The 14,708-nt window shown below is 70.9% G+C and carries 13 protein-coding genes; 10 read left to right on the forward strand and 3 right to left on the reverse strand.

Annotated elements, in window-relative coordinates:
- Window positions 1–2: 2 nt before the first annotated feature.
- Complete coding sequence (locus tag ACX1D0_RS02845; protein WP_459019398.1) at window positions 3–560, forward strand: TetR family transcriptional regulator; 558 nt, start codon at window positions 3–5, stop codon at window positions 558–560.
- The gene (locus ACX1D0_RS02850) at window positions 557–1,918 is read left to right on the forward strand and encodes an MFS transporter (protein ID WP_459019399.1); all 1,362 of its coding nucleotides are present in this window, start codon (window positions 557–559) and stop codon (window positions 1,916–1,918) included. Before ACX1D0_RS02845 ends, ACX1D0_RS02850 begins: the two co-directional genes overlap by 4 nt.
- On the opposite strand, the gene putP is transcribed toward ACX1D0_RS02850, so the two are convergent.
- Together putP and ACX1D0_RS02860 are read right to left on the reverse strand one after the other, a co-directional pair.
- Complete coding sequence (gene putP, locus ACX1D0_RS02855; RefSeq protein ID WP_459019400.1) at window positions 1,815–3,296, reverse strand: sodium/proline symporter PutP; 1,482 nt, start codon at window positions 3,294–3,296, stop codon at window positions 1,815–1,817. The genes ACX1D0_RS02850 and putP overlap by 104 nt on opposite strands.
- 60 nt (window positions 3,297–3,356) lie before the next feature.
- The gene (locus ACX1D0_RS02860) at window positions 3,357–4,268 is read right to left on the reverse strand and encodes a hypothetical protein (protein WP_459019401.1); all 912 of its coding nucleotides are present in this window, start codon (window positions 4,266–4,268) and stop codon (window positions 3,357–3,359) included.
- Between the two features lie 81 nt (window positions 4,269–4,349).
- Here ACX1D0_RS02860 and argC point away from each other — a divergent pair, with 81 nt between their 5' ends.
- The 8 genes from argC to tyrS are packed head-to-tail and all read left to right on the forward strand — an operon-like array spanning window position 4,350 to window position 13,355.
- Entirely contained in the window at window positions 4,350–5,381 is a 1,032-nt protein-coding gene (argC, locus tag ACX1D0_RS02865; RefSeq protein ID WP_459019402.1) for an N-acetyl-gamma-glutamyl-phosphate reductase, read from the forward strand.
- Between the two features lie 11 nt (window positions 5,382–5,392).
- Complete coding sequence (gene argJ, locus ACX1D0_RS02870; protein WP_459019403.1) at window positions 5,393–6,583, forward strand: bifunctional glutamate N-acetyltransferase/amino-acid acetyltransferase ArgJ; 1,191 nt, start codon at window positions 5,393–5,395, stop codon at window positions 6,581–6,583.
- A gap of 48 nt (window positions 6,584–6,631) precedes the next feature.
- A complete protein-coding gene (gene argB, locus ACX1D0_RS02875; RefSeq protein WP_459020370.1) occupies window positions 6,632–7,537 on the forward strand; it encodes an acetylglutamate kinase in 906 nt (301 codons plus the stop codon).
- Window positions 7,534–8,706, forward strand: a complete 1,173-nt coding sequence (locus ACX1D0_RS02880) for an acetylornithine transaminase (RefSeq protein ID WP_459019404.1) — start codon at window positions 7,534–7,536, stop codon at window positions 8,704–8,706. The genes argB and ACX1D0_RS02880 overlap by 4 nt, the downstream gene beginning before the upstream one ends.
- Window positions 8,699–9,199 carry an arginine repressor gene (locus ACX1D0_RS02885; protein WP_459019405.1) on the forward strand — a complete coding sequence of 167 codons (501 nt, stop codon included), beginning with the start codon at window positions 8,699–8,701 and terminating at the stop codon, window positions 9,197–9,199. Before ACX1D0_RS02880 ends, ACX1D0_RS02885 begins: the two co-directional genes overlap by 8 nt.
- A complete protein-coding gene (gene argH / locus ACX1D0_RS02890; protein ID WP_459019406.1) occupies window positions 9,189–10,601 on the forward strand; it encodes an argininosuccinate lyase in 1,413 nt (470 codons plus the stop codon). The genes ACX1D0_RS02885 and argH overlap by 11 nt, the downstream gene beginning before the upstream one ends.
- Window positions 10,602–10,614: 13 nt before the next feature.
- Window positions 10,615–12,096, forward strand: a complete 1,482-nt coding sequence (locus ACX1D0_RS02895) for a carboxyl transferase domain-containing protein (protein WP_459019407.1) — start codon at window positions 10,615–10,617, stop codon at window positions 12,094–12,096.
- A 5-nt stretch (window positions 12,097–12,101) separates the two neighbouring features.
- Window positions 12,102–13,355, forward strand: a complete 1,254-nt coding sequence (gene tyrS, locus ACX1D0_RS02900) for a tyrosine--tRNA ligase (protein ID WP_459019408.1) — start codon at window positions 12,102–12,104, stop codon at window positions 13,353–13,355.
- A gap of 1 nt (window position 13,356) precedes the next feature.
- Here the strand turns inward: tyrS and ACX1D0_RS02905 are convergent, their stop codons facing one another.
- Complete coding sequence (locus tag ACX1D0_RS02905; protein ID WP_459019409.1) at window positions 13,357–14,571, reverse strand: CapA family protein; 1,215 nt, start codon at window positions 14,569–14,571, stop codon at window positions 13,357–13,359.
- Window positions 14,572–14,708 lie beyond the last annotated feature (137 nt).

The raw sequence follows: 14,708 nt of genomic DNA on the forward strand, positions 1-14,708 counted from the left end.
CCGTGGCCTTGTCGCGCCGTGCCATCGTCGCCGCCGCACTCCGCATCCTGGACCAGTACGGCCTGGGTGACCTCTCCATGCGCAGGGTCGCCGACGCGTTGGGGGTCCAGGCGGGGGCGCTGTATTACCACGTCCCCAACAAGCAGTCGCTGTTGGCGGCCGTCGCGGACCACATCCTGGCCACGGCGCGACGGCCCGACGACGACGTCGGCCTGACCGAGTGGCTGACCGGCTGGGCCGGAGACCTGCGCGGGGCACTGCTCGCCCACCGCGACGCCGCGGAACTCGTCGCCTCCGCGCACGCCCTGGGTCTCGGTGCGGTGGATCCCTGCGCCGCCGGCCGCAGCCGTCTCGCCGCGGCCGGCGTGGCAGAGCCGGCGGCGAGCATGGCGGCCCTCCTGCACTTCGTGCTGGGCCATGTGACGGAGGAGCAGACTCAGGCCCAGATGCATCAGCTGGGTTTGGTCGCCCACGTCGACGCGTCCGAGGCCGAGCGCGACTTCGCGTGGGGCCTGTCGCTGTTCACCACCGGGGTGGCGGCCCTCCCCGCGAGCCGATGACGGCGCCGAGCGCCCGTGCCGTCCTGGTCTCGCTCGTCGGGCCCGTGTACGCGCCGACGCTCGCGCAGTCCGTGGGCCTGAGCGCCACTCTGCCGGTCATCCCCCTCATCGCCCTCGCGTTGGGCTTCTCCGTGCCCGCCGCGGCCACCCTCACGATGATCACCGGCATCGTCGGGGTCCTCGGGCCCATTCCGCTCGGCACGCTGATGACGGTCGTGGGGGAGCGGCGGGCCATGATCGTCACCGGGATCGCCGTCGTCCTCACGCAGGCGGCCACGCTGGTTCTGGTGGAGCACGCCAGATCCGGTGGCTCCACTCCGTGGCACCAGGCCGGCTTCGTGGCCTCGCTCGTGGTGTCCTCCGTGGCACGAGAGGTGTGGATCATCGGCCGTCAGGCCTATCTCGGCACCGCCCTCCCGCCCGAGCTGAGGGCGCGCGGCATGAGCACCTTCGGCGGAATGATGCGCATCGGGATGGTGATCGGCCCGCTGATCGGAGCCGGGATCATCGCCGTCGGTACGGAGGGCTGGGTGATCGCGCTGGACGCCCTGGCGATGGCGGTGGCCACCGTCCTGGTGGCCGTCACCATGCTGCCCGGAGAGCACGCCACCGCCCGGCCGACGGTGCGTCAGGCCGCCGGCAGGCTGCCCGTGGTCCCGTCGCCGCACGCGCCCCATCGCACGGCCGGCGTCACCATGGTGCTGGCCGGGTTGGCGACGGTGCCACTGACCATGTCGCGGATCTCCCGGCCGCTCATCCTCCCCCTCCTGGGCGCCACGCTGGGGCTGCGCGGTGAGGAGATCTCGCTGGTGTTCGCGGTGGCGGCGGTGGTGGAGATCGTGATGTTCATCCCCGCCGGGACGCTGATGGACCGGTATGGGCGCACCGCGGTCCTCGTCCCGTGCCTGCTGTTCTCGGGGGCGGGGTATCTCCTTCTCGTGGTACTCACGGCCTCGGTCGCGGACGGATCCGGCGCCGCGGCGTTCTGGGCGTTGGCCGCCTCCGCGTCTCTTGTGGCGTTCGGCAACGGCTTCGGCGCCGGGATCGTGATGACCCTCGGCGTGGACCTCTCCCCCGAGGTGCACCGCACCCGTCACCTGGCCAGGTGGAACACCATCAACGGGACGGGGCGGCTCGTCGCCCCGGCAGTGGTGGCGCTGGTGACCCTGGTGTGGCCGATCACCGCGGCGGGCGCGGTCGTCGGCCTCACCTGCTGGGCCGGGGCCGCGTGGGCATGGCGCCTGATCCCCGGGATCACACCGAGGTCAGCTTCCGGACCTGCTCGTCGAACTCGGCCTCGATCTCCGGATGAGGTCGGTAGGTCGCCAATGACACCAGGACCGCGGCCGCCAGGTTGAGCAGGAATCCGGGCAGGATCTCGTAGACGTCGAAGATGCCGCCGTCCAGGGTTCCCCAGATGCCGACGGTGACCGCGCCGACGACCATGCCGGCCAGCGCTCCCCACGAGCTCAGCCGTCGCCAGTAGAGGCTCAGCAGCACGATGGGGCCGAACGCCGCACCGAATCCGGCCCAGGCGAACGCCACCAGGGCGAGGATGGTGTCGTTCTGCTCCCAGGCCATGGCCGCGGCGATGACAGACACCGTCAGCACCGCTACGCGGCTGAGCAGCACCCCGCGCTTCTGGGCCAGTTCGTGCCGGGCGAACCCGTGATAGAGGTCCTCGACGAGCGCGGAGGCCGTGACGAGGAGCTGGGAGGAGATGGTGGACATGATCGCCGCCAGGATGGCCGCCAGCATGAAACCCGCGATGAGTGGGTGGAACAGCAGCTGGCCGAGGGCGATGAAGACCGTTTCCTGATCCGGCAGTATGCCCTCGTCGCGCTTGAACTGGGCGATGCCCACCAGGGCGGTCGCGGCCGCACCGAAACACGACACGAGCATCCAGCCGATGCCGATGCGCCGACCCGCCACGGCGTCCTGAGGCGTGCGGAGCGCCATGAAGCGCACGATGATGTGTGGCTGACCGAAGTAGCCGAGCCCCCACGCCGCAGACGACACCACCCCCATCACCGTGGTCGTCGCGCCCCAGAGGGCGAACGCGTCCGCGTCGAGCGCCACGACGGCGTCGTACAACGCGAAGGGGCCGCCCAGGTGGATGATCCCCGCCAGGGGGACCGCGACCAGCGCGGCCAGCATCATCAGGCCTTGCACCATATCGGTGTACGACACGGCCAGGAACCCGCCCACCAGCGTGTAGAGCACCACGATCGCGGCCACCAGGACCATGCCGAGGCGGTAATCCATGCCGAAGGAGGCGTTGAAGAACTTGCCACCGGCCACCATGCCGCTGGAGACGTAGAAGGTGAAGAACACCAGGATGATCACCCCGGCGGTGACCCGCAGCGCCTTCGTGGTGTCCCGGAGGCGGTTACCGAAGAAGCTGGGGATGGTGATGGCGTCGCCCGACACCTCGGTGTAGGTCCGCAGCCGTGGGGCGACGAACTTCCAGTTCAGCCAGGCCCCCACGGTGAGGCCGATGGCGATCCAGAACTCGACCATGCCGGAGAGGTACAGCGCGCCGGGCAGGCCCATGAGGAGCCAGCCGGACATGTCGGAGGCGCCGGCTGACAGCGCCGCGGCCACCGGCCCGAGCCGGCGGCCGGCCAGCATGTAGTCGTTGAGGTCGCTGGTGCGGTAGTACGCCCAGACTCCGATGGCGATCATCGCGGCGAAGTACACGACCATGGCGATGCCCTGGTAGGTCTGTGGTGTCATGGCGTCTCCCTTTCGACCGCGTCAACCTATCGCGATGACCCTCGTTCCCGGCGGCCGCGCTCAGTTAGCGGGCGGCGCCGTGGCTCGGCCGCGGCGGGCGGCGGCCACGAGGAGGCCCAGCACGCCGAGGGCCAGGAGGGCCCAGCCCACGGTGGCGGCCGGCTGGGTCCACGCCATCAGGCTCGACGCCGTGCCCTCCACCAGGCGCGCACCCACCACCGCCGCGACCGTGTCACCCGACGGGGCCGCGACGTCGGCGACGAGGCCGCGCCCCAGCGCCAGGCCGACCAGGCCCGCGCCGACCGCCAGGATCCACGCGACCCACCGGCCCCGCCGCGAGCCGACGAGCAGCCCCACCAGCGCGAGGGCCGCCGCCGCGACGTAGAACCACTCCCAGTGGCCGGCCACGGCCAGGGCGTCGGCCGCGTACCTCGCCTGGACCGTGGCGGGGCGGCCCAGGGCGAGCCGCACGTCCTCAGGCAGCTCGAGTTGGGCCACGTAGGGCTGGAGCGGCCTGGGCGTCAGATCCACCAGCCGGGCTTCGCCCAACTCGACGAAGGGCTCGAGGTGGAGCCACAGTGTGGGGGCGTCGGCCCCTTCCGTGCGCATCCGGTCCAGCCCAGCCACGAACTCCGCCCTGGACCGGTCGATGGACACGTGCCAGGCCTGGGTGACCCCCTCGTCGCTGAGCGCGGACTCGACAGCTTCGCCGATCAGCGTCTCAACCTGGGATCTCACGCCCGGCAGCCGGCCGATGAGTGGTGGCATTTCCTGCGTGGCGGCGGTGTTGAGTTCACCGGCGATGGCCTCACCCACGCGGTCGTCCGTGGACAGCGGTGCCACGATCTCGCGCATCGGCCCCGGCGTCCGCGCGGCCTGGTCCAGCCACTGGGCGCCGAGCCCGCCGAAGGCGGCACCGACGGCGGCCAGGAGCAGTACGAGCGCCAGCGTCGTTCGGACGACTCCGGTCACGGGCGCCTCCTCTCCGGTAGGGGGCCAAGATTATCCGGACCGGGGTGGAATATGTATCGAACCCGTGGAATACTCAAGCCCATGACGTATTCAGTGGCTGTGGCGGGGTGCACGGGCTACGCGGGCGGCGAGTTGCTCCGCCTGCTGCTCCAGCACCCGGAGATGGAGATCGGCGCTCTCACCGGTAACTCCAGCGTGGGGGACCGTCTCGGTTCCCACCAGCCGCACCTGTTCCCTCTCGCGGACCGCGTCGTCGAGGCCACAACTGCCGCGGTGCTCGGCGGGCACGACGTGGTGGTCCTGGCGCTGCCCCACGGGGCTTCCGCCGCGATCGCCGCGCAGCTGGCAGACGACGTGGTGGTCGTCGACGCCGGGGCGGACTTCCGGCTCACTGATGCCGCGGCCTGGGAGCGCTACTACGGATCCCCCCACGCGGGGACCTGGCCCTACGGGTTGCCCGAGCTGCCGGGCCAGCGGGAGAAGCTGAAGGGGGCGCGCCGGATCGCGGTCCCCGGGTGCTACCCGACGGCGTCGACGCTGGCGCTGCTGCCGGCCGTCGCGCTCGGGCTGGTGGATCCTGGGCAGATCGTCATCGTCGCGGCCAGCGGCACGTCCGGGGCTGGTAAGTCGTTGAAGCCGCACCTCCTCGCGTCTGAGGTGATGGGCAACATGAGCCCCTACGGCGTGGGAGGGGTCCATCGCCACACCCCGGAGATCGTGCAGAACCTCGGCCTTGTCGCGTCGGCCCGGGTGAACGTCTCGTTCACCCCACTGCTCGTGCCCATGCCGCGCGGCATCCTCGCCACCTGCTCAGCTCCGGTGACCGCGGGTGTCACCACGGAGGCGGCCCAGCGGGCCTACCGCGACTTCTACGCTGGGGAACCGTTCATCGAGGTGCTACCCGCCGGCGTGTGGCCCCAGACGTCGGCGGTCGCGGGATCCAACCGTGTCTCGATGCAGGTGGTGGTCGACGAGGGCGCCGGCCGCCTGATCGCCATCTCCGCACTCGACAACCTCACCAAGGGCACCGCCGGCGGTGCCATCCAGTCCATGAACCTAGCCCTCGGCCTGCCGGAGGGCCTGGGGCTCTCCGCCGTCGGCGTCGCACCCTGAGAGGAATGACCATGACCAGCGCAGAACCTTCACCGAGGTTTCCCTCGGTGGCCGGAGTGACCCTCCCGGCGGGCTTCCTCGCCGCCGGCGTGACGGCCGGCCTGAAGGCGAGCGGCCGCCCGGACATCGCCGTCGTGGTCAACACCGGCCCGAGCATGGCCGCCGCCGCCGTGTTCACGTCGAACCGCGTGGTCGCGGCTCCGGTGAAGTGGTCGAGGCAGGCGGTGGCCGACGGCCAGGTGCAGGCCGTGGTGCTCAACTCCGGCGGCGCCAACGCCTGCACAGGGCCAGAAGGTTTGGCCGATTCCGCGGCCACGGCATCGAGGGTCGCGGCGGCGCTCGGCCTCATCACGGACAACGTGGCGGTCTGTTCAACCGGGCTGATCGGCGTGCGGCTCCCCATGGACCTGCTCCTGCCCGGCGTCGAGGACGCGTGCCGGCACCTCAGCGCGGACGGGGGAGGCGCAGCCGCGACGGCCATCATGACGACGGACTCGGTGCCCAAGCAGGCGGGGGTCACCGTCGGGCCGTGGTCGATCGGCGGGATGGCGAAGGGGGCCGGCATGCTCGCCCCGGGCCTGGCAACGATGCTGGTCGTCCTCACCACCGACGCCGTACTCGACGCTACCGCCCTCGACGCGGCGCTGCGCGAGGCCACGAGGCTGAGTTTCGACCGAGCGGACTCCGACGGCTGCATGTCCACCAACGACACGGTGATCCTCATGGCCAGCGGTGCCTCCGGTGAGGTGCCGGAGCAGGCCGTGTTCCAGGGCGCGCTCACCGCGCTGTGCCAGGACCTCGCCCGCCAGCTGATCGCGGACGCGGAGGGTGCCGCCCACGAGATCGCGATCGAGGTGGCGGGGGCGGCGTCGGAGCGCGACGCGGAGTCCGTGGGTCGCGAGATCGCCAGGTCCAACCTCTTCAAGTGCGCGGTCTTCGGCGGCGACCCCAACTGGGGCCGCGTGCTCTCCGCCATCGGCGTGACCGACGCCGAGTTCGACCCTGACCGGCTGGACGTGTCCTTCAACGGCGTCATGGTCTGCCGGGGCGGCCAGATCGGCGACGACCGCACCCTGGTGGATCTGGGCGGCCGCCACGTGCACGTGCTGGTCGACCTCCACGCCGGAGACGCGGGCGCCACCATCCTCACCAACGACCTCACCTACGACTACGTCAGGGAGAACGCGGAGTACTCCTCCTGACCGCAGTGCCGCACCCCTCCTAACCACCGCTTCCAGGGATCGACCATGATGACCAAGACCCGCATCCAGCAGCAGCCGGAACTCATCGCCAAGGCAGGCACTCTGATCGAGGCCCTGCCCTGGCTCGCCGAATACGCCGGCCAGACCGTCGTGATCAAGTACGGCGGCAACGCCATGACCGACGACGCGCTGAAGCGGGCCTTCGCCGAGGACATCGTGTTCCTGCGCCGCGTGGGCGTGAGGCCGGTCGTGGTGCACGGGGGCGGGCCTCAGATCTCGTCCATGCTCAAGCGGCTCGACATCGCCTCGGAGTTCCGCGGGGGGCTGCGGGTGACGTCGCCGGAGGCCATGGACGTGGTGCGCATGGTCCTGGTCGGCCAGGTGGGTCGCGAGCTGGTCAACCTCATCAACCAGCACGGTGCGTTCGCCGTCGGGATGTCCGGGGAGGACGGCGGGTTGTTCACGGCCAAGCGTCGCGGCCTCGTCGTCGACGACGAGGAGATCGATCTGGGCCTGGTCGGTGACGTCGAATCGGTGGACCCGGCTGCCATCCTCGACCTCATCGCCGCCGGCAGGATCCCCGTCGTCGCGACGGTGGCGCCAGACGGCGAGGGCCAGGTGCACAACGTCAACGGCGACACCGCGGCGGCGGCGCTGGCGGTCGCGCTCGGCGCCAAACGGCTGGTGATGCTCACCAATGTGGCCGGCGTCTACGCCAACTACCCCGACGAGGAGTCCGTGATCACGCAGATCACCACCGACGAGGTGCGCGACATGTTGCCCGGGCTCGATTCCGGAATGATCCCGAAGATGGAGGCCTGCGTGCACGCGGTGGAGGGCGGCGTCACGTCCGCGACGGTCATCGACGGCCGCATCCCGCACTGCCTGCTGCTGGAGATCTTCACCGACGAGGGCGTGGGCACCATGGTCACCAACGAGGGAGCAGTCGCATGAACCAGTCAGAGGTCGCGGCCCGGTACGCCGCCGTCATGATGAACGCGTTCGGCCCGCCCAAGCGTGTCTTCGAGCGGGGCGAGGGGGTGCACCTCTACGACGCCGACGGCATGCGCTACACCGATCTCCTGTCCGGCCTGGCGGTCAACGCGCTCGGCCACAACCATCCGGGCGTGACGGCAGCCGTCACCGGGCAGCTCGGGCGCCTGGGGCACGTGTCCAACTTCTTCGCCAGCGAGCAGCAGGTCCGCCTCGCGGAGCGGTTGGCGGCCTTCACCGGAGCGCCGGAGACGAGGGTCTTCTTCACCAACTCGGGCACCGAGGCCAACGAGGCGGCCTTCAAACTGACGCGCCTCACCGGCCGCACCAGGCTGGTGGCGATGGAGGGGTCCTTCCACGGGCGCACCATGGGCGCCCTCGCGCTCACGCACAACCCCAGGTATCGGGAGCCCTTCGAGCCGCTGCCTGGTGAGGTGACCTTCGTCCCCTTCGGCGACGCGGAGGCGCTCCGGGCCGCGGTCGACGACCGGACGGCGGCCGTGATCGTCGAGGCGGTGCAGGGGGAGAACGGTGTGGTGCCGGCGCCCGAGGGCTTCCTCACCGCCGTCCGCCGGATCACCGCGGACGCCGGAGCGCTGCTGTGGATCGACGAGGTCCAGACCGGCCTCGGGCGCTGCGGCGAGTATCTCGCCCATCGCGCCGACGGCGTGGTTGCGGACCTGATCACGCTGGCCAAGGGGCTGGGCAACGGATTCCCGATCGGTGCCTGCCTCGCCACCGGCCCCGCCGCGACACTCCTGCAGCCGGGTCAGCACGGCACCACCTTCGGCGGTAACCCGGTGGCGTCGGCGGCCGGAAACGCTGTGCTCGATGCTCTGGCCGGCGGAGTGCTGGACAACGCCCGGGCCACCGGGCGCTGGCTCCGGGAGGCCGTGCTGGGGCTGCGGCATCCGTTGGTCACGGGAGTGCGGGGCCGCGGACTGCTCCTGGGTGTGACGCTGTCGCGGGAGGTCGCGGCGTCGGTGGCCGATGCTGCGCTGGACGCCGGCTTCATCATCAACGCGCCCCGGCCCGGGGTATTGCGCCTGGCCCCGCCGCTGATCGCCACCCCGGCAGATCTGGAGGGATTCGTCGCGGCACTGCCCGCCCTCCTCGATCCTCATGTCTGATGTCACCAGGGCGGGGCGGCTGGCCACCCTGCGGCAGCTGTTGGGGGAGGCCCGATACGCTTCGCAGGCGGACCTGATCGAGGCGTTGAGCGGGGAGGGGATCACCGTGAGTCAACCCACCTTGTCCAAGGATCTCCTGACGCTCGGTGCGGTCCGGCAGCGGGCCACGGACGGCTCGCTCGTGTACGCGACGGGCACGGACGAGGCGCACGGCACCACCATGGACAAGCTCGCGCGGCTCTGCGCGGAGATGCTTCAGTCGCTGCGTTCGGCGGGCAACCAGATCGTGCTCAAGGTGCCGCCAGGGGCCGCGCAGTATTTCGCGGCCAGCCTGGACGCCGCCGCTCTGGGCGGCGTGATGGGTACGATCGCGGGCGACGACACCATCCTCGTCATCGCCGTCGACGAGGCGGCCGCGGACGACGTGGTGCTGCGGATCTCCGAGATGACCAAGACCGGACGACCAGGAACAGGAGTGCGCGATGAGCACTGATCAGGGACGGCTCTGGGGCGGACGGTTCGCCGGGGGCCCGAGCGAGGCCATGTTCGCGCTCAGCAAGTCCACGCAGTTCGACTGGAGGCTCGCCCTGCACGATGTGGCGGGCTCCCGCGCACACGCCAAGGCGCTCGCGGCGGCAGGGCTCCTCAACGACGAGCAGGCCGCGGCGATGGACGCCGGCCTGGCGGAGCTGGCGCGCCGGGTGGAATCGGGCGAGTTCGTCGCCGCCGACACCGACGAGGACGTCCACGGCGCGCTGGAGCGGGGTCTGAAGGGCATCGTCGGGGCCGAGCTGGGTGGCCGGCTGCGGGCGGGGCGCTCGCGCAACGACCAGATCGCCACGCTGATTCGCAGCTACCTGCGCGAGGAGATCCGCCTGATCGCCCAGGACGTCAACGGGGTCGTCGACGCGCTGGCCGCGCAGGCAGAGCGGCACCTCGGTGTCGTGATGCCGGGGCGGACCCACCTGCAGTCGGCGCAACCGATCCTCCTCAGTCATCATCTTCTGGCCCACGCCTGGCCGCTGATGCGCGACATCGACCGCCTGCGTGACCTCGATCGGCGCCTGGCCGTCAGCCCTTACGGCTCCGCGGCGCTTGCGGGCACGTCGCTCGGGCTGGACCCGGAGTTGGTGGCACGCGAGCTGGGGTTCGCGTCCTCGGTCGCCAACTCCATCGACGGCACCGCGTCGCGGGACCTCATCGCGGAGGCCGCCTTCGTGCTGGCGCAGATCGGGGTCGACCTCTCCCGGCTGTCCGAGGACGTGATCCTCTGGTGCACGGCGGAGTTCGGTTTCGCCACTCTGCACGACGCGTGGTCCACCGGAAGCTCGATCATGCCGCAGAAGAAGAACCCGGACGTCGCGGAACTGGCCCGGGGTAAGGCCGGCCGCCTGATCGGCAACCTCACTGGCCTGCTCGCCACCCTCAAGGGCCTCCCGCTGGCGTACAACCGGGACCTGCAGGAGGACAAGGAACCCATCTTCGACGGCATCGACCAGTTGCACGTCCTGCTGCCCGCCGTGGCCGGCATGGTGGACACGTTGACGTTCCATGCCGGGCGGATGACGGAGGTCGCGCCGCGGGGCTTCTCCCTGGCCACTGACATCGCCGACCATCTGGTGCGCGCCCACGTGCCGTTCGCCGTGGCGCACGAGGTGGCGGGGGAGGCCGTGCGGTACTGCGAGTCGCGCTCACTCACGCTGCAGGATCTGACGGTGGAGGACCTGCCCGCCATCTCTCCGGTGCTCGATGCCTCGGTCCTGGACGTGTTGACGGTGGAGGGCTCCGTCGCCTCCCGCGACGGCAGGGGCGGCACGGCGCCGTCGCGGGTGCGTGAGCAGACCCGCGAACTGCGAGCGGCCCAGGCCGCGCTGGCTGAGTTCGTCGCCGGCTGAGACGGGCAGACCGGTGCCCCGCCTCGGCGTCGAGGAACTGCTCGCGGTCCTGCTGGACGCGGGCTCGCGCCGAACCTGGGACGTCCCCGTCGTCGATCCACCACGCGTCGAGTCGTACCGTGCGGACCTCGACGCGGCCCGCGCCGCCACCGGCCGGGACGAGTCGGTGGTCACGTGCGAGGGCAGGCTGCGTGGGCGGCGCGTCGCCGTGGTCGCCGGGGACCCGGCCTTCCTCGGCGGCTCGATCGGGGTGTCGGCAGGGGAACGGCTGACTGCGGGCATCGAGCGGGCGACGCGTGAGCGGCTCCCCATCCTGGCGCTCCCGGTGGGCGGGGGGACGCGCATGCAGGAGGGCACGGTGGCGTTCCTGCAGATGGTCAAGATCACCGGCGCGGTCATGGCACACAAGGACGTGTGCCTGCCCTACCTCGTCTACCTGCGTCACCCCACGATGGGCGGGGTGTTCGCGTCCTGGGGATCGCTGGGGCACGTCACGCTGGCGGAGCCCGGGGCCCTGGTCGGGTTCCTCGGCCCTCGTGTGTATGAGGCGCTATACGGGGAACCGTTCCCCGCCGGCGTCCAGCTGTCGGAGAATCTGGCGGAGCGGGGCGTCATCGACGCCGTGTGCGCGCCCGGGGAGGTGGCGGGCGTCCTCGACAGGCTGCTGCGGGTGATGGAGCAGGGGCCGCCCCCGGCTCGGGTGCCCGATCCGCCGGCGGTCGACCTGCCGGATGTGCCGGCGTGGGAGTCGGTGCTGCGGACGCGCCGACCGGACCGACCGGGTCTGCGTGACCTGCTGGCGCTCGCGGCCGGGGACGTGACGATGCTGAACGGCACCGGCGACGGAGAGTCCCACCCGGGATCGGTGCTCGCGCTCGCCAGGTGGGGTGAGGCGCCGTGTGTCGTCGTGGGGCAGGACCGCCACGACCAGGGCCGGCCGCTGGATCCGGCCGCGCTGCGGGAGGTGCGACGGGGGATCCGCCTGGCGCGCGAATTGAACCTGCCTCTGGTCAGCGTCATCGACACGCCGGGTGCGGCCCTCTCCAAGGAGGCCGAGGAGCGGGGGCTCGCCTCCGAGATCGCGCGCACGCTCAGCGAACTGCTCACGCTGCCCACCCCGACGGTGAGCCTGCTCATGGGCCAGGGCACCGGTGGCATAGCCCTGGCGCTCACGCCGGCCGACAGGGTGGTGGCCAGCGAGCACGCGTGGCTGGCGCCGCTGCCTCCGGAGGGTGCGGCCGCGATCGTGCACCGGGACACTGCGCGGGCGCCCGAGATGGCAGCTGCGCAGGGCGTTCGGGCGCGCGACCTCATGGCCGCGGGCATCGTCGACAGGGTGGTGCCCGAGCCCGACGACCCGGCCGCGGACAGGGCGCAGTTCTGCCGGCGGTTGGGAGCCGCGCTCCACGACGAGGTGCTGCGGGTCATCGCGCGGCCGGGCGACGAGCGTCGCGCCGCACGGCAGAGGCGGTATCGCACCCTGGGGATATGCTGACGGGCGTGAACGCACTCCTCGACGATCTTCGCTGGCGTGGCCTCGTGGCCCACTCGACGGATCCGGAGGCGCTCGCCGCGCATCTGGATGCTGGGGCTGTGAAGTTCTACGTGGGATTCGATCCCACGGCGCAGAGCGTCCACACGGGCAACCTCGTCCAGCTGCTGCTAGCCCGCCGCCTGCAGGATGCCGGCCACCATCCCTACATGCTGGTGGGCGGCGCCACGGGCCTCATCGGTGACCCGAAGGAGTCAGGGGAGCGGGTGATGAACTCGACCGAGGTGGTGGCCGGCTGGGTGGAGCGGATCCGGGCCCAGGTGGAGCGATTCGTCTCCTTCGACGGCTCCAACGCCGCCACCATGGTCAACAACTTCGACTGGACGAGCCAGATGTCGGTGCTGGACTTCCTGCGCGACGTGGGCAGGCACTTTCCGGTCAACCGCATGCTCGCGCGAGACGTGGTGGCTCGACGGCTGGAGTCCGGCATCTCGTACACGGAGTTCTCCTACGTCCTCCTCCAGTCCATGGACTACCGAGAGCTGCACCGCAGGTACGGCGTGACACTGCAGACCGGCGGCTCGGATCAGTGGGGAAACCTGACGGCGGGCGTCGAGTTGATCCGACGGAGCGACCAGGGCCGTGTGCATGCCATGGCCACCCCTCTGCTGACCAAGGCGGACGGCACCAAGTTCGGGAAGACGGAGTCCGGGACGGTGTGGCTGGACGGCACGCTCACCTCGCCGTACGCGTTCCATCAGTTCTTCCTCAACGCCGAGGATTCGAAGGTCATCGACTACCTGAAGGTGTTCTCCTTCCGGGGCAGGGAGGAGATCGAGGCGCTGGAGCGGGCCACTGCGGAGGAGCCGTTCAAGCGCGCGGCGCAGCGTGCGCTGGCGGACGACGTGACGGACCTCGTGCACGGCGTCGCTGAGCGTGAGGCTGCGGTCCGCGCCGCGGCCGCGCTGTTCGGCCGCGGCAGGCTCGAGGAGTTGGCGCCCTCGACGTTGGAGGCGGTACTCGGGGACGTCGGTGGCCAACCTATCCATGGGGACTGCAGTGTGGTCGACGCCATGGCCCTGTCGGGGGTCGTCGAGTCCAAGGGCGCCGCGCGCCGTGCCATCGCGGAGGGCGGCGCCTACCTCAACAACGAGAAGATCCTGGACCCCGAGTTGCTGCTCACGGCGGACCTCCTGCTCCACGGCCGGTTCGCGATCCTCCGGCGCGGTCGCAGGACCGTGGGCGGCGTGTTCGTCGCGTGAGTCACTGACGCTCCGTCAGGCCCTCCACGCCCAGCGAGCGCACCGTCTCCCTGGTCCGCGCCGCGGAGGCGAGCATCTCGGCTTTCAAGGGCGTCCCGGCCTTGAGCGCGTCGGGGATGAGGTGGACCCGGGCCGGCGTCGATCCGGCCATCCGCGTGATGAACGTCGGGGCGAACTCAGCTCCGGTGGCCTCGAAGCCCCCGTCGCTTCGCTCGGTGAACGTCACTTGGGCCATGTAGCCGTCGTAGGAGCGTGGCTTGGCCGGTCCGCTCGACGCGATGAGGTTGCCAGCGCCGTAGATGACCCAGGTGTCGTTGACGCGGTCGATTGGCTGGACCACGTGAGCGTGCTGACCGAAGACCAGATCCACGTGCGGTGAGGCCGTCACCGTCTCTGCGAACGCCCGCTGCTGCTCGTTGATGCTGCTGGAGTACTCGTCGCCGGCGTGCATGTGGACGGCGACGATGTCCGCGCCGGCCTCGCGGGCGCGCTCGGCCTGCGCGACCGCGAGCTCCGCGTTCAACAGTTCCACGGACCACGGTTTGTCCTTGGCCTTGGCGATGCCGTTGAGCCCGTAGGTCTGGCTGATCACGGCCACGCGCACTCCGGATTCCGTGGTGTAGATCACGGGTGTGGTGGCGTCTTCCTGTGTCGGGTACGAACCGGCGGTGAGGATGCCGGCTGCGCGGTGCACCTCGACAGTGCGCACCAGCCCGTCCCAGCCCGCATCCATGGTGTGGTTCGACGCCGTGGTGCAGAGGTCCCACCCCACCTCTCTGATGGCGGGAGCGATCTCCTGGGGGGCGGCGAACATCGGGTAGTTGCGGTAGGGGCCGTCCTCCTCGGCGAACGGCACCTCCGAGTGACAGATAGCCATGTCCGCAGCGGCGACGTAGGGCTGGAGCGAAGCGAGTTGCGGAAAGAAGTCGAAACGGGGCTCGCCGGTCACCCGCGCGTCCAGCACGGCGCTGTCCCACAGGGAGTTGTGCCAGAGCAGGTCGCCGCTGACGTTGATCGTCACGGACCGCGCCGGTGACGGGCTGGGGGAGGGATCGGCACTGGCCGGGGGCCGCGACGACGACGGCGCCGAGGTGGCCGCTGCCGAGCTGGTGGTCGGAAGGGGCGTGGCGGTGGGTGGCAGTCCCACGGGCGCGCACGCGGGAACAGCGACTACGAGAGCCGCGAGGAGCGCGGGGCCGACAGAACGAGTGCGCATGGCGCCAGGCTACGTGCTGACGAGAGGCGGCGTGGAGCCACGCCTCCCCCTGATTTGCGCCCTCCAAACGGCCTGTGTATTGTTCATCAAGCTTCGACGGTGCACCGGACGACAGGACGGACCCGAAGCCACCACCC

Source organism: Tessaracoccus pujii (genome assembly GCF_054483895.1).

Coding starts and splice junctions, on each gene's coding strand:
- ACX1D0_RS02850 (WP_459019399.1), top strand. CDS start 557: ATGACGGCGCCGAGCGCCCGTGCCGTCCTGGTCTCGCTCGTCGGGCCC.
- putP (WP_459019400.1), bottom strand. CDS start 3,296: ATGACACCACAGACCTACCAGGGCATCGCCATGGTCGTGTACTTCGCC.
- argC (WP_459019402.1), top strand. CDS start 4,350: ATGACGTATTCAGTGGCTGTGGCGGGGTGCACGGGCTACGCGGGCGGC.
- argJ (WP_459019403.1), top strand. CDS start 5,393: ATGACCAGCGCAGAACCTTCACCGAGGTTTCCCTCGGTGGCCGGAGTG.
- argB (WP_459020370.1), top strand. CDS start 6,632: ATGACCAAGACCCGCATCCAGCAGCAGCCGGAACTCATCGCCAAGGCA.
- ACX1D0_RS02880 (WP_459019404.1), top strand. CDS start 7,534: ATGAACCAGTCAGAGGTCGCGGCCCGGTACGCCGCCGTCATGATGAAC.
- ACX1D0_RS02885 (WP_459019405.1), top strand. CDS start 8,699: ATGTCTGATGTCACCAGGGCGGGGCGGCTGGCCACCCTGCGGCAGCTG.
- argH (WP_459019406.1), top strand. CDS start 9,189: ATGAGCACTGATCAGGGACGGCTCTGGGGCGGACGGTTCGCCGGGGGC.
- ACX1D0_RS02905 (WP_459019409.1), bottom strand. CDS start 14,571: ATGCGCACTCGTTCTGTCGGCCCCGCGCTCCTCGCGGCTCTCGTAGTC.